The sequence below is a fragment of the Pseudomonas sp. GM41(2012) genome (assembly GCF_000282315.2).
GTDB lineage: Bacteria > Pseudomonadota > Gammaproteobacteria > Pseudomonadales > Pseudomonadaceae > Aquipseudomonas.
This window is the reverse complement of the sequence record NZ_AKJN02000008.1, coordinates 772,535-785,941: the sequence shown is the minus strand read 5'-3', so window position 1 is coordinate 785,941 and position 13,407 is coordinate 772,535. Positions and strand designations below refer to the sequence as shown.

Genomic DNA, 13,407 nt, shown 5'->3' with positions numbered 1-13,407 from the left:
TAGATGGATATCGGGATGATTCGTGGCCTGGGCACCGTTGTTGTGATGGTGGCCTTCATCGGTCTGGCGTTGTGGGTATTCAGCCCCAAGCGCAAGTCGGAGTTTGAAGACGCGACCTTGCTGCCTTTCGCGGATGATCCCGAAGCCATCAAGCACGTCGAGCAAGCTTCTAGGAGTAACAAAGAATGACTACGTTCTGGAGTCTGTACGTCACAGTCCTCAGTCTCGGCACGATCTTCGCCCTGACCTGGCTGCTGCTGTCCACCCGCAAGGGCCAGCGCAGCGAAGCCACCGAAGAAACGGTTGGCCACTCCTTCGACGGGATCGAGGAGTACGACAACCCACTGCCAAAATGGTGGTTCATGCTGTTCGTGGGCACCATCATCTTCGCCCTGGGCTACCTGGTGCTGTACCCGGGCCTGGGTAACTGGAAAGGCCTGCTGCCGGGGTACAACTACCTCGATAACGAAAAGCAGACCGCGTTCGCCAACGGCCAGAGCGGCTGGACCGGCGTTCACGAGTGGGAAAAGGAAATGGCCAAGTCGGACGCCAAGTTCGGCCCGATCTTCGCCAAATTCGCTTCCATGCCAATCGAAGAAGTCGCCAAGGACCCGCAAGCCCTGAAGATGGGTGGCCGCCTGTTCGCCTCCAACTGCTCGGTCTGCCACGGTTCTGACGCCAAGGGCGCTTATGGCTTCCCTAACCTGACCGACGCCGACTGGCGCTGGGGCGGCGAAGCGGAAACCATCAAGACCACCATCATGGGCGGTCGTCACGCGGTGATGCCGGCCTGGGCTGAAGTGATCGGCGAGCAAGGCGTTGCGAACGTTGCCGCGTTCGTACTGACCAGCCTTGATGGCCGCAAGTTGCCGGAAGGCGCCAAGGCTGACCCGGTTGCCGGGCAGAAACTGTTCGCTGCCAACTGCGTGGCGTGCCACGGTCCGGCAGGCAAAGGTACGCCAGCCATGGGCGCACCTGACCTGACCCACCCGGGCGCGTTCATCTACGGCTCGAGCTTCGCTCAACTGCAGCAGACCATCCGTTACGGCCGTCAGGGCCAGATGCCTGCGCAAGAACAGCTGCAAGGCAACGACAAGGTTCACCTGCTGGCCGCTTACGTCTACAGCCTTTCTCACGGTGAGAAAGCGCCGGTAGCGGATGCCCAGTAAGACAAACGCTTGATGCAACAAAAAACGGCCCCGCCAGTAATACTGGCGGGGCCGTTTTCATTTTACGATCGACCCGACTTAACGCTTGACCGGGATAGTTGCCTCAAGCTTTCGACTAGGCCAGTTGTTGCCCGTCACGCGGTAGACCATCAACTTGTCCCTTTCCTTGGTGAAGGTCGCAATCAGGTACGTTTGTTGCGAAGCCGCCCCACTCAGGAACAATGGCACGTCACCAAACTCTCTGGTGGCGCTGGTGTATTTGCCATGAGACCGGTGGTAGTGCCCGGCAAACACCGCGGTCACCTTGTAATCTTTGATCATCTTATTGAAGCGACTCAATTGCTGATCACTGCCACCCCACTGGGGTTTATGCATATTCAGGATAATGATCTGGCCTTTTTCACGGGCGCCCTTCAAATCCTTTTCCAACCAGTCAAGTGCGTCCGTCAGGTGATAGTCCTTCGGCACCAGCCAGTCATAAGCGGTAAAGTTGACCGAGTAAGTAGGCTCATTATTCAGCTGCACCATATGAACATCTCCAAAGTTCTTGGAGTAAGCCAGACTGCCAGACACACGTTTCTTGACGGTACCCTCATCTATCAGTTGAACATCAATGCTGTCGGCCCTGCCATCTTTACCGGTATAGCGCGTCAAAAAATCCTCGACACTCCCTGCGGCACAATTATTAAAAAGACAGTCATCGACATTGTTCTCATAGTCATGATTACCCAGCCCATAGTCATACTGGCCAAGCAACTTGTTGTCCAGAATCGGTTTGACCACCGAACGCTGCCAACCATGACCAAAGGCAGTGATATCGCCATTGATCATCACCGGCACTCGCGCGACGCCACCAAAGTTCTGCCTGAAATTGGCAATATCATTGTATTGGGTTTCGATCAGCCACTTGGAACGCGAATCCCGTTCCGAGTCGGTCTGGGTTTCACCGGCATCGGTTTTCTCAGTCCACGGATATTGCGGATCTGAGGTAAACACCATATCCACCGGAGATACTGTTGTTGGCGCTGAATGTGCAAAAGGTGTCATGACAGCAAAGGCCAGGCACGCCAACAGGCCACCCGTAGTTGATACGTTCATAGAATTCCATTTCCAGATAACATTAATAATTTAGCGACAGACAATCTGTCCGGATACAAACATATAGCAGACTTCAAACTCACACAAACATCCAGCACCCGACAATTAATTAACTATATTTCAAGCCAGCAACTAAGCACCCACAACTCCTCACAAGTTCGCCTATATAAGCGCTCCAAAAAAACAACAACACAAAGATTAAAACGACAGACTCACAACAGTCATTGAATCGCCAGCATGCTCAGGCACGCCGAAACAGGTGGGCAGTGTGTGGAAGGCAGGACGCAAAAAACCGTCCATACTGAACAAGTCAATTGATCTGCATCACGTTTTGTTACATCTGCTACACCATTCATGATTTTTCCCCAACGCGACCAAAGGTCGCACCCTCGGGCTAGAGCGACAGGCGTATCATTGCGCCACTGCAACACCTCTTTTTGACCGCGGTCGGCACGTACTGACCGGGGCATTTTTCCACTGCCGTGGGATGCAATGATGAGCAATCAGATTCCGGTACACGACGTCACCCCTGCCAAGAACGCGAACAACAGCGTCGACCTTTACGCCTCTCGAGAAAAAATCTACACCCGCGCCTTCACCGGCCTGTTCCGCAACCTGCGGATGATGGGCGGTGCCGGGCTGTTTCTGCTGTATTTCGGCACGGTCTGGCTGAACTGGGGTGGCCATCAGGCCGTCTGGTGGAACCTGCCGGAACGCAAATTCTTCATCTTTGGAGCAACCTTCTGGCCGCAGGACTTCATCCTGCTCTCGGGGATCCTGATCGTCAGCGCCTTCGGCCTGTTCTTCATTACCGTGTACGCCGGCCGGGTCTGGTGCGGCTATACCTGCCCGCAAAGTGTCTGGACGTGGATTTTCATGTGGTGCGAGAAGGTCACCGAAGGCGACCGCAACCAGCGCATCAAGCTCGACAAAGCGCCGATGAGTGCCAACAAATTCCTGCGCAAATTCAGCAAACACACGATGTGGTTGTTGATCGGCTTCATCACCGGCATGACCTTCGTCGGTTACTTCTCGCCGATCCGCGAGCTGACCATCGACTTCTTCACCGGCGAAGCCGACGGCTGGTCGTATTTCTGGGTCGGCTTCTTCACTCTCGCCACCTACGGCAATGCCGGCTGGTTGCGCGAGCAGGTGTGCATTTACATGTGTCCGTACGCACGCTTCCAGAGCGTGATGTTCGACAAAGACACCCTGATCGTTTCCTACGACCCGCGTCGTGGCGAAAGCCGTGGCCCGCGCAAGAAAGGCGTCGACTACAAGGCCATGGGCCTGGGTGACTGCATCGACTGCACCATGTGCGTCCAGGTCTGCCCGACCGGTATCGACATCCGCGACGGCCTGCAAGTCGAATGCATCGGCTGTGCGGCCTGCATCGATGCCTGCGACAGCATCATGGACAAGATGGATTACCCGCGCGGTCTGATCAGCTACACCACCGAGCACAACCTGTCCGGGCAAAAAACCAATAAACTGCGCCCGCGCCTGATCGGCTATGCCACGGTGCTGCTGGCGATGATCGCCTTGCTGATGACCGCGTTCTTCATGCGTTCGCTGGTCGGTTTCGACGTCAGCAAAGACCGCGTGCTGTACCGCGAAAACGCCGAAGGCCGGATCGAAAACGTCTACAGCCTGAAGATCATGAACAAGGATCAGCGCGACCACACCTACGTGCTCGAAGCCGCTGGCCTGCCGGACCTCAAGCTGCAAGGCAAGCGCGAGATCAAGGTCGCCGCCGGGGAGATTTTCAGCCAACCGGTCGAACTGTCCAGCGCACCGGAGAAACTGCCATCGAGCACCAACGAGGTGAAATTCATCCTCAAGGATGCCGATGACGACAGCGTCCACATTGAAGCCAAGAGCCGGTTCATCGGCCCACAAGTTCGTTGAGAGAAGTGATCATGCCCACAGCAACTGCCGCAAGCCCCTGGTACAAGCACCTTTGGCCGTGGATCATCATCGCCATCCTGGCGTGTTCCGTGACCCTGACCTTGTCCATGGTGACGATCGCGGTGAACAACCCGGACAACCTGGTCAACGACAACTATTACGAAGCCGGCAAAGGCATCAACCGTTCCCTCGACCGTGAGTTGCTGGCGCAGACCCTGCTGCTGCGCGCCAGCGTTCATCTGGACGACGTGACCGGTGAGGTCGACCTGCGCCTGAGCGGCAACAGCCAACCGAAAACCCTGGAGCTGAACCTGATCTCACCGACCCAGCCAGAGAAGGATCGCAAGATCACCCTGGCGCGCAGCGAAACCGAACAGGGCCGCTACATTGGCCAGTTGAACGACAAGGTCGACGGTCGCCGCTTTGTAGAACTGCTGGGCGTACAGGATGACAAGACCTGGCGCATGTTCGAAGAAGAACAGGTCAGCCATGACAAGGATTTGCTGCTAGGTGATGAACCACTGCAAGGCGCCGAAGACCTGAAGAAGTAAAAGCCTGCGCTTCGCGCATCGCGAGCAGGCTCGCTCCCACAGTGGATCTGCGGTGTACATGAATTTTGTGCACGACATCGATCAAATGTGGGAGTGAGCCTGCTCGCGATGAGGCCCTTCCGAACGATATAGACTTCACCTCATGACCACTCCACTCCCCTGCTACCACTGCGCCCTGCCCGTCCCGGCCGGCAGCCGCTTCACCGCTGCCGTCCTCGGTGAAACCCGCGAGTTCTGCTGCCCGGGTTGCCAGGCCGTGGCCGAAGCCATCGTGGCCGGCGGACTGGAAACCTATTACCAGCATCGCAGCGAGTCATCGGCCAACCCCGAAGCGCTGCCGGTGCAGTTGGTGGACGAACTGGCGCTGTACGACCGCGCCGACGTGCAAGCCCCCTTCGTCCGCCACGAAGGCGAACTGGCCGAAACCACCCTGTTGATGGAAGGCATCAGTTGCGCCGCCTGCGGCTGGCTGATCGAGAAACACCTGCGCGGCTTGCCGGCAGTGGCCGAAGCGCGCCTGAACCTGTCCAACCATCGCCTGCATGTGCGCTGGGCGGACGCGCAACTGCCGTTGAGCCAGGTACTCAGCGAATTGCGCCACATCGGTTACGCCGCGCACCCCTATCAGGCCGACCGCGCCAGCGAACAACTGGCCAGCGAAAACCGCCTGGCCCTGCGCCAACTCGGCGTCGCCGGGTTGCTGTGGTTTCAGGCAATGATGGCGACCATGGCCACCTGGCCGGAATTCAACATCGACCTCAGCCCCGAGCTGCACACCATCCTGCGTTGGGTCGCGCTGTTCCTCACCACCCCGATCGTGTTCTACAGCTGCGCGCCATTCTTCAAAGGCGCCATGCGCGACTTGCGCACCCGCCATCTGACCATGGACGTTTCGGTGTCGCTGGCCATTGGCAGCGCCTACATCGCCGGGATCTGGACCTCGATCACCGGTGTCGGTGAACTGTATTTCGATGCGGTGGGCATGTTCGCGCTGTTCCTGCTGGCCGGACGGTATCTCGAACGTCGCGCCCGCGAACGCACCGCCGCCGCCACCGCACAGCTTGTAAACCTGCTGCCCGCCTCGTGTCTGCGCTTGAGTGCCGACGGCCAGAGCGAGCGGATCCTGCTCAGCGAACTGCGTGTGGGCGATCAGGTGCTGGTGCATCCCGGTGCAATCCTCCCGGCTGACGGCAAGATCCTCGACGGCCAGTCGAGCGTCGACGAATCCCTGCTCACCGGCGAATACCTGCCGCAACCGCGCACGCCGGGCGATGCCGTCACCGCGGGCACCCTAAACGTCGAAGGCGCGCTGACCGTGGAAGTCCTGGCGCTGGGTCAAGACACCCGACTGTCCGCCATCGTCCGCCTGCTGGACCGCGCCCAGGCCGAGAAGCCGCGACTGGCGGAAATTGCTGATCGCGCCGCGCAATGGTTCCTGTTGCTGTCACTGATTGCCGCGGCCGTCATCGGCCTCATCTGGTGGGAACTGGATTCGTCGAGAGCCTTCTGGATTGTGCTGGCAATGCTCGTTGCGACGTGCCCGTGCGCCTTGTCCCTGGCCACGCCGACCGCCCTCACCGCCGCCACTGGCACACTGCACAAACTCGGCTTGCTGCTGACTCGCGGCCACGTGCTGGAAGGCCTCAATCAGATCGACACGGTGATTTTCGACAAGACCGGCACGCTGACGGAAGGTCGCCTGGCCTTGCGTTCGATTCGCCCGCTCGGCGCACTCAATAGCGATCAATGCCTGAGCCTCGCCGCAGCGCTGGAAAACCGCTCCGAACACCCGATCGCCCGGGCGTTTGGCCGGGCACCGCTGGCCGCCGAAGAAGTCCACAGCACGCCAGGACTCGGCCTCGAAGGGTTGGTCGGTGAACAACGCCTGCGCATTGGCCAACAGGGTTTTGTCTGTGAACTCAGTGGCGCTGCCGTGCCATCGATGCCGGATGAGGCCGGCCAATGGCTGTTGCTCGGCGACGACCAGGGGCCGTTGGCGTGGTTTGTTCTCGACGACCGCCTGCGTGCCGATGCACCTGCACTGCTCGCGGCCTGCAAGGCTCGCGGCTGGCGAACATTGCTGCTGTCCGGTGACAGCTCGCCGATGGTCGCCAGTGTCGCTGCGGAACTGGGCATCGATGAAGCCCGAGGCGGCTTGCGTCCTGACGATAAATTGCAGGTCTTGCAACAGCTGCACAAGGAAGGCCGCAAGGTGTTGATGCTCGGTGACGGGGTCAACGACGTGCCCGTGCTGGCCGCCGCCGACATCAGCGTGGCCATGGGGTCGGCCACCGATCTGGCGAAAACCAGTGCCGATGCCGTACTGCTGTCGAACCGCCTCGACGCATTGGTACAAGCCTTCAGCCTGGCTCGGCGCACCCGCCGGGTAATCATCGAGAACCTGCTGTGGGCCGGGCTGTACAATGGCCTCATGTTGCCGTTCGCCGCCCTCGGCTGGATCACCCCGGTATGGGCCGCGGTCGGCATGTCCATCAGTTCGTTGACCGTGGTGCTGAACGCCCTGCGCCTGACTCGCATGCCAAACACGCCTGCGGTCAGCGCCACGCCAGAAACCCGTCCGCTGCCGGCCTGAGCCGCGCGGGCATGGAGTCAAGATGCCAGCTCTCTACGTGATGATCCCGGCCGCGCTGCTGATCGTGGCCATCGCCATTTACATCTTCTTCTGGGCAGTCGACAGCGGTCAGTACGACGACCTCGACGGCCCGGCCCACAGCATCCTGTTTGATGACCAGGACCCGAACCACAAGGCCGCGGTCGACGAAGCCAGCGGCCATCCGGCCAAACCGGACGACAAGGCGCCCCCTCATGCTTGAGTTGGCGCCGCTGCTGGTGTCTGCGGTGATTCTCGGTCTGCTCGGCGGCGGGCATTGCCTGGGCATGTGCGGCGGCTTGATGGGCGCGTTGACCCTGGCGATTCCCAAGGAGCAACGCAGCCGGCGTTTTCGACTGCTGCTGGCCTACAACCTGGGGCGAATTCTCAGCTACGCAACGGCCGGCCTGCTGATCGGTCTGGCCGGGTGGGCGGTAGCCAACAGCCCCGCGGCGATGTTCATGCGCGTCATCGCCGGATTGCTGCTGGTCGCCATGGGCCTATACCTCGCCGGTTGGTGGAGCGGCCTGACCCGCATCGAAAGCCTCGGTCGCGGCCTGTGGCGGCACATCCAGCCCGTGGCCAACAAACTGCTGCCGGTGTCGAACGTCCCCCGCGCGCTGCTGCTGGGCGCGCTCTGGGGCTGGCTGCCCTGCGGGTTGGTTTACAGCACGTTGCTATGGTCGGCGAGTCAGGGCAATGCGCTGGACAGTGCGCTTTTGATGCTCGCGTTCGGGCTCGGCACCTGGCCGGTGTTGCTCGCCACGGGGCTGGCGGCTGAGCGGGTCACGGCGTTGTTGCGCAAACGTAGCGTGCGGATGACGGGCGGATTACTGGTGATCCTGTTCGGCATCTGGACCTTGCCGGGGCCGCATCAGCATTGGCTCATGGGGCATTAAAGCAAAGATCAAAAGATCGCAGCCTTCGGCAGCTCCTACATGAGATCGCGTGCACCTGTAGGAGCTGCCGAAGGCTGCGATCTTTTGATCTTAATGCCGTTGACGCAAATCAAGATGCCCCACCGCGCCTCCCCCTAGACTCGCTGACACTGCCAGCCTATCCGGGGGAATGCCCGCATGATGCTCGACGCCATTCGTTGGGACACCGATCTGATCCGCCGTTACGACCTGGCGGGACCGCGCTACACCTCCTACCCGACCGCGGTGCAATTCGACGGTCAGGTCGGCACGTTCGACCTGTTCCACGCCCTGCGCGACAGCCGTAAAGCCCTGCGCCCGTTATCGCTGTATGTGCACGTGCCATTCTGCGCGAACATTTGCTACTACTGCGCCTGCAATAAAGTCATCACCAAGGACCGCGGTCGGGCCCAGCCCTATTTGCAGCGCCTTGAGCAGGAAATCCAGCTGATCGCCTGCCACCTCGACCCCGCGCAGAAAGTCGATCAACTGCATTTCGGCGGCGGCACCCCGACCTTTCTCAGTCACGATGAACTGCGCCAGTTGATGGCCCAGTTGCGCAAAAGCTTCAACTTGCTGGACGACGATTCCGGCGACTACGGCATCGAAATCGACCCTCGCGAAGCCGACTGGTCGACCATGGGCCTGCTCCGTGAACTGGGTTTCAACCGGGTCAGTATCGGCCTGCAAGACCTCGATCCGGCAGTGCAACGGGCAGTTAATCGCCTGCAAAGCCTGGAAGAAACCCGCGCGGTGATCGACGCTGCCCGCACGCTGCAGTTTCGCTCGATCAACATTGACCTGATCTATGGTTTGCCAAGGCAGACACCCGAGAATTTCGCCCGCACGGTTGATGAAGTGATCAACCTGCAACCGGACCGCCTTTCGGTGTTCAACTACGCGCACCTGCCGGAACGCTTCATGCCGCAACGGCGAATCAACAGCGACGAACTGCCGACACCGGCGCAAAAACTGGAAATGCTCCAGGGCACCATCGAGCAACTGACCAAGGCCGGTTATCGCTATATCGGCATGGACCACTTCGCGCTGCCCGACGATGAACTGGCAATTGCTCAAGAAGAATCAACCCTGCAACGCAACTTCCAGGGCTACACCACCCACGGTCATTGCGACCTGATTGGCCTGGGCGTGTCCGCCATCAGCCAGATCGGCGACCTGTATTGCCAGAACAACAGCGACTTGAATCAGTACCAGAACACGCTGGCCAGCTCGCAGCTGGCTACCAGCCGGGGCCTGCTGTGCAACGCCGATGACCGCCTGCGACGAGCGGTCATCCAGCAACTGATCTGCACCTTCAGCCTGGAGTTCTCCGAGATCGAACACGCCTTCAACATCGACTTTCAGGGTTACTTCGGCGAACTCTGGCCGCAGTTGCAGGGAATGGCTGAAGACGGCCTGATCGAACTGGATAACGAACGGATCACCGTATTGCCCGCCGGACGATTGCTGGTGCGCTCGGTGTGCATGGTGTTCGACGCGTACCTGGAACAGCACAATCGCCAGCGGTTTTCACGGGTGATCTAGCCATCACCTCACTGGCCGGTCTACGAAACACTGACTTTACGACCCTGCGACAAAATCGCCGCGTGCCTGAATGTCCTCCCGTGGGTTACCCTTACGGCTTATGTGTGTTTTCCCACAAGGATTTAAGAAATGTCCGAGCCAGTAAAGCTGCGCGCTCATAGTCAGGCCCATTGCAAGGATTGCAGCCTGGCTCCCCTCTGCTTGCCACTTTCTTTGAATCTGGAAGACATGGAAGCGCTGGACGAAATCGTTAAACGTGGCCGCCCGCTGAAAAAGGGCGAGTTCCTGTTCCGCCAGGGCGACACCTTCGATTCCGTTTATGCAGTACGCTCTGGCGCCCTGAAGACCTTCAGTCTGAGCGATGGCGGCGAAGAACAACTCACCGGTTTCCACCTGCCCAGCGAACTAGTCGGTCTGTCGGGCATGGACACCGAAAAACACCCGGTCTCGGCGCAAGCCATGGAAACCACATCGGTGTGTGAAATCCCTTTCGAACGCCTCGACGAACTGGCGCTGCAACTGCCGCAACTGCGCCGTCAGTTGATGCGCGTGATGAGCCGCGAGATTCGCGACGATCAGCAAATGATGTTGCTGCTGTCGAAGAAAACCGCCGACGAGCGCATCGCCACGTTCCTGGTCAACCTGTCGGCCCGTTTCCGCGCCCGGGGTTTCTCGGCCAACCAGTTCCGCCTGAGCATGTCGCGCAACGAAATCGGCAATTACCTGGGCCTGGCGGTGGAAACCGTGTCCCGGGTGTTCACGCGTTTCCAGCAAAACGAATTGATTGCGGCTGAAGGCAAGGAAATCCACATCCTCGACCCGATCCAGCTCTGCGCCCTGGCCGGCGGCTCGCTAGACGGCTGATTTCGGCGATGGCGGCTGAGCGAAACGGTTCAGCCGCCGTTATACTCCGTCGTTTGCAGCCTGCCAGGACACCTCGACGATGGTCTTCGACTCCTTCGACATCAAATCCCTCATCCGCCCTGTGATCGACTTTCCCAAGCCAGGCGTGATCTTTCGCGACATTACCCCGCTGTTCCAGTCGCCCACGGCCTTGCGCCTGGTGATGGACAGCTTCGCCCATCGTTATGTCGAGGCCGACTTCACCCACATCGGTGCGATGGACGCGCGTGGTTTTCTGATCGGTTCGGTCCTGGCCTATCAGCTGAACAAGCCACTGGTGCTGTTCCGCAAGCAAGGCAAACTGCCGGCCGACGTACTGGCCGAGGGTTATGCGACCGAATACGGCGAAGCCTTCCTCGAAGTCCACGCCGACAGCCTGTGCGAGGGCGATTCGGTGGTGATGTTCGATGACCTGATCGCCACGGGCGGGACGCTGATTGCCGCGGCGAACCTGGTTCGACGCATGGGCGCGCGGGTTCATGAGGCGGCGGCGATCATTGATTTGCCAGAGTTGGGCGGGTCACAGCGCCTGGAAGATATGGGGATTCCGACGTTTTGCCTGACGCAGTTTGCGTTGTCTGATAAATAGGCGGCGTCTGGGCTGACGCCATCGCGAGCAGGCTCACTCCCACATTTGATCTATGTCGTTCACAGAGTTTGTGTACACAGGAGATCCCCTGTGGGAGCGAGCCTGCTCGCGATAGCGTCAGCCGCTACACCACCGATTAAAGCCCCATCTGCTTACTGATGATCTCGTTCATCACTTCCCGCGTCCCCCCGCCGATCGACAGAATCCGGTTATCGCGATACAGCCGCTCCACCAGGCTCTCGCGCATATAGCCGAGGCCACCCAAAATCTGCACCGCATCCGTCGTAATCCGGTCAGCCGTGTCAGTCGCAAAATTCTTGGCCATGGAAATCTCCTTGATCACACTCTGCCCCGCCGCCATTTTCGCCGCCTGGCGGTAGGTGAATTCCCGCGACACCTCCAGTGCCGTGGCCATTTCGGCGAGGCGATGCTTGAGCACCTGAAACTTGCCGATGGGTTTACCGAACGCTTCGCGCTGGCGAGCCCATTTCAGACTTTCTTCCAGCGCCAGTTGCGCGGTCATGTTGGCCATTAGCGCCAGCGCCAGGCGTTCGCTCTGGAAGTTGCCCATGATGCAGGCGAAGCCCATGTTCTCGGCGCCAATCAGATTTCCAACCGGCACCCGGCAATCGTCGAAGAACAGTTCGGCAGTGTCCGACGCCCACCAACCCATTTTCTTCAAATGACGGCCAACGGTGAAACCGGGCGTGCCCTTCTCGATCAACAGCAGGCTGATGCCACCGAAACCCGGCGCACCGGTGCGCACCGCCACGGTGTAGAAATCCGCGCGGACGCCGCTGGTGATAAAGGTTTTGCTGCCGCTGACCCAGTAGAACTCGCCGTCACGCACGGCGCGGGTTTGCAGGTTGGCGACGTCGGAGCCACCACTGGGCTCGGTCACGGCCAGGGCGCTGATCTTCTCGCCGGCAAGCACCTGCGGCACAACGCGATCGCGGACTTCGGGCCTGGCCCACTTGAGGATCGGCGGCAGGCCGATGTCCAGCGAGCCTAGCCCCGCCACCAAGCCGCCGGAGCCACAACGCATCAGCTCTTCGCTGGCGGCGACCTTGGCGAACAGATCACCTTCGTGGCTGCCACCCAGGGCTTCGGGGTAACCGATCCCCAGAATCCCCGCCGCCCCGGCCTTGAGGTAGAGCTCGCGGGGAAAGCTTTCGGCTTCTTCCCACTGGTCGATGTCCGGCAAGATCTCGCGCTCGACGAAACGTCTGACGCTGTCGCGGACCAATTGGTGGCTGGGGTCGAAGTAATCCTGAAAGGCAGGCATCGGCGAGCTCCACTGAAGGTTCAGCGAAGTTAACCGAGCGCTTGCTTGGTTTTCAACAAGATTGTGTGAATAAGATGGACCGCGTCGCCTGCATCGCGGGCAAGCCTTGCTCCTACAGGTGATGCGGTGCTTCTGTTTTTGTAGGAGCAAGGCTTGCCCGCGATGGCGTCAGTGCAGACGCCACAAATTACAAAACGATCGGCTTACGCCCGGCAAACGAATGCGCCAACGTCCCGCCATCCACCAATTCCAGCTCGCCACCCAACGGCACGCCATGGGCGATGCGCGAGGCGATCAGGCCTTTGTTGTTGAGCAATTGGGCAATGTAATGCGCTGTCGCCTCACCTTCCACGGTCGGGTTGGTCGCCAGAATGACTTCAGTGAACGTACCCGCCTCTTCGATCCGCGCCAGCAGTTGCGGAATACCGATGGCTTCCGGCCCCAGTCCGTCGAGTGGCGACAGATGGCCCTTGAGTACAAAGTAGCGCCCACGAAAACCGGTCTGCTCCACCGCGTAAACGTCCATCGGCCCTTCCACGACGCAGAGCAAGGTGTCGTCGCGACGGGTATCGGCGCATTGCGGGCAGAGGTCGTCTTCGGTCAGCGTGCGGCACAACCGGCAGTGACCCACCCCTTCCATGGCCTGGCTCAGTGCCAGGGCCAATCGCGAGCCGCCGCTGCGATCACGCTCGAGCAGCTGCAACGCCATGCGTTGGGCAGTTTTCTGACCCACACCTGGCAAAATTCGCAGGGCGTCGATCAGTTGGCGAATCAAAGGGCTGAAGCTCATGGGGAAAAGTCCGACAAAACAACGAGACGCGGTTTATACCC

Annotated in this window: 13 protein-coding genes; 10 read left to right on the top strand and 3 right to left on the bottom strand. The window is 59.9% G+C overall.

What is annotated here, in order from left to right:
• The first annotated feature begins 3 nt into the window (after positions 1-3).
• Complete coding sequence (locus PMI27_RS04850) at positions 4-189, top strand: CcoQ/FixQ family Cbb3-type cytochrome c oxidase assembly chaperone (protein ID WP_003175465.1); 186 nt, start codon at positions 4-6, stop codon at positions 187-189.
• Positions 186-1,169 (top strand): cytochrome-c oxidase, cbb3-type subunit III, encoded by a 984-nt coding sequence (gene ccoP, locus PMI27_RS04855; RefSeq protein ID WP_008146838.1) that lies wholly within the window; start codon positions 186-188, stop codon positions 1,167-1,169. The genes PMI27_RS04850 and ccoP overlap by 4 nt, the downstream gene beginning before the upstream one ends.
• Positions 1,170-1,247: 78 nt before the next feature.
• On the opposite strand, the gene PMI27_RS04860 is transcribed toward ccoP, so the two are convergent.
• The gene (locus PMI27_RS04860) at positions 1,248-2,267 is read right to left on the bottom strand and encodes a metallophosphoesterase family protein (protein ID WP_008146837.1); all 1,020 of its coding nucleotides are present in this window, start codon (positions 2,265-2,267) and stop codon (positions 1,248-1,250) included.
• 495 nt (positions 2,268-2,762) lie between these two features.
• Between PMI27_RS04860 and ccoG the strand changes: the two genes are divergently transcribed.
• The 8 genes from ccoG (at position 2,763) to PMI27_RS04900 (ending at position 11,291) form a co-directional block, all read left to right on the top strand.
• Positions 2,763-4,175 carry a cytochrome c oxidase accessory protein CcoG gene (ccoG, locus tag PMI27_RS04865; protein WP_008146827.1) on the top strand — a complete coding sequence of 471 codons (1,413 nt, stop codon included), beginning with the start codon at positions 2,763-2,765 and terminating at the stop codon, positions 4,173-4,175.
• Positions 4,176-4,186: 11 nt separating this feature from the next.
• On the top strand, positions 4,187-4,726 hold the full coding sequence (locus PMI27_RS04870) for a FixH family protein (protein ID WP_008146825.1): 540 nt from the start codon (positions 4,187-4,189) through the stop codon (positions 4,724-4,726).
• Between the two features lie 142 nt (positions 4,727-4,868).
• The gene (locus tag PMI27_RS04875; protein ID WP_008146822.1) at positions 4,869-7,319 is read left to right on the top strand and encodes a heavy metal translocating P-type ATPase; all 2,451 of its coding nucleotides are present in this window, start codon (positions 4,869-4,871) and stop codon (positions 7,317-7,319) included.
• 22 nt (positions 7,320-7,341) lie between these two features.
• Positions 7,342-7,560, top strand: coding sequence for a cbb3-type cytochrome oxidase assembly protein CcoS (gene ccoS, locus PMI27_RS04880; RefSeq protein WP_007905420.1), 219 nt, complete (start codon positions 7,342-7,344; stop codon positions 7,558-7,560).
• Entirely contained in the window at positions 7,553-8,236 is a 684-nt protein-coding gene (locus tag PMI27_RS04885) for a sulfite exporter TauE/SafE family protein (RefSeq protein ID WP_008146819.1), read from the top strand. Before ccoS ends, PMI27_RS04885 begins: the two co-directional genes overlap by 8 nt.
• Before the next feature lie 180 nt (positions 8,237-8,416).
• Positions 8,417-9,799 (top strand): oxygen-independent coproporphyrinogen III oxidase, encoded by a 1,383-nt coding sequence (gene hemN / locus PMI27_RS04890; protein ID WP_033053568.1) that lies wholly within the window; start codon positions 8,417-8,419, stop codon positions 9,797-9,799.
• Between the two features lie 129 nt (positions 9,800-9,928).
• A complete protein-coding gene (gene fnr, locus PMI27_RS04895; RefSeq protein ID WP_008146816.1) occupies positions 9,929-10,663 on the top strand; it encodes a fumarate/nitrate reduction transcriptional regulator Fnr in 735 nt (244 codons plus the stop codon).
• A gap of 79 nt (positions 10,664-10,742) precedes the next feature.
• Positions 10,743-11,291, top strand: a complete 549-nt coding sequence (locus PMI27_RS04900) for an adenine phosphoribosyltransferase (RefSeq protein ID WP_008146813.1) — start codon at positions 10,743-10,745, stop codon at positions 11,289-11,291.
• A 136-nt stretch (positions 11,292-11,427) separates the two neighbouring features.
• Here PMI27_RS04900 and PMI27_RS04905 read toward each other — a convergent pair whose 3' ends face one another.
• Positions 11,428-12,576 (bottom strand): acyl-CoA dehydrogenase family protein, encoded by a 1,149-nt coding sequence (locus tag PMI27_RS04905; RefSeq protein WP_008146810.1) that lies wholly within the window; start codon positions 12,574-12,576, stop codon positions 11,428-11,430.
• Between the two features lie 187 nt (positions 12,577-12,763).
• The gene (gene recR, locus PMI27_RS04910; protein ID WP_008146809.1) at positions 12,764-13,366 is read right to left on the bottom strand and encodes a recombination mediator RecR; all 603 of its coding nucleotides are present in this window, start codon (positions 13,364-13,366) and stop codon (positions 12,764-12,766) included.
• Positions 13,367-13,407: the final 41 nt, after the last annotated feature.

Bases quoted from the DNA above. Each gene is read 5' to 3' on its own strand.
- PMI27_RS04850 (WP_003175465.1), top strand. From the start codon at position 4: ATGGATATCGGGATGATTCGTGGCCTGGGCACCGTTGTTGTGATGGTG.
- ccoP (WP_008146838.1), top strand. From the start codon at position 186: ATGACTACGTTCTGGAGTCTGTACGTCACAGTCCTCAGTCTCGGCACG.
- PMI27_RS04900 (WP_008146813.1), top strand. From the start codon at position 10,743: ATGGTCTTCGACTCCTTCGACATCAAATCCCTCATCCGCCCTGTGATC.
- ccoS (WP_007905420.1), top strand. From the start codon at position 7,342: ATGCCAGCTCTCTACGTGATGATCCCGGCCGCGCTGCTGATCGTGGCC.
- hemN (WP_033053568.1), top strand. From the start codon at position 8,417: ATGCTCGACGCCATTCGTTGGGACACCGATCTGATCCGCCGTTACGAC.
- PMI27_RS04870 (WP_008146825.1), top strand. From the start codon at position 4,187: ATGCCCACAGCAACTGCCGCAAGCCCCTGGTACAAGCACCTTTGGCCG.
- PMI27_RS04860 (WP_008146837.1), bottom strand. From the start codon at position 2,267: ATGAACGTATCAACTACGGGTGGCCTGTTGGCGTGCCTGGCCTTTGCT.
- PMI27_RS04905 (WP_008146810.1), bottom strand. From the start codon at position 12,576: ATGCCTGCCTTTCAGGATTACTTCGACCCCAGCCACCAATTGGTCCGC.
- PMI27_RS04885 (WP_008146819.1), top strand. From the start codon at position 7,553: ATGCTTGAGTTGGCGCCGCTGCTGGTGTCTGCGGTGATTCTCGGTCTG.
- PMI27_RS04875 (WP_008146822.1), top strand. From the start codon at position 4,869: ATGACCACTCCACTCCCCTGCTACCACTGCGCCCTGCCCGTCCCGGCC.
- ccoG (WP_008146827.1), top strand. From the start codon at position 2,763: ATGAGCAATCAGATTCCGGTACACGACGTCACCCCTGCCAAGAACGCG.
- fnr (WP_008146816.1), top strand. From the start codon at position 9,929: ATGTCCGAGCCAGTAAAGCTGCGCGCTCATAGTCAGGCCCATTGCAAG.
- recR (WP_008146809.1), bottom strand. From the start codon at position 13,366: ATGAGCTTCAGCCCTTTGATTCGCCAACTGATCGACGCCCTGCGAATT.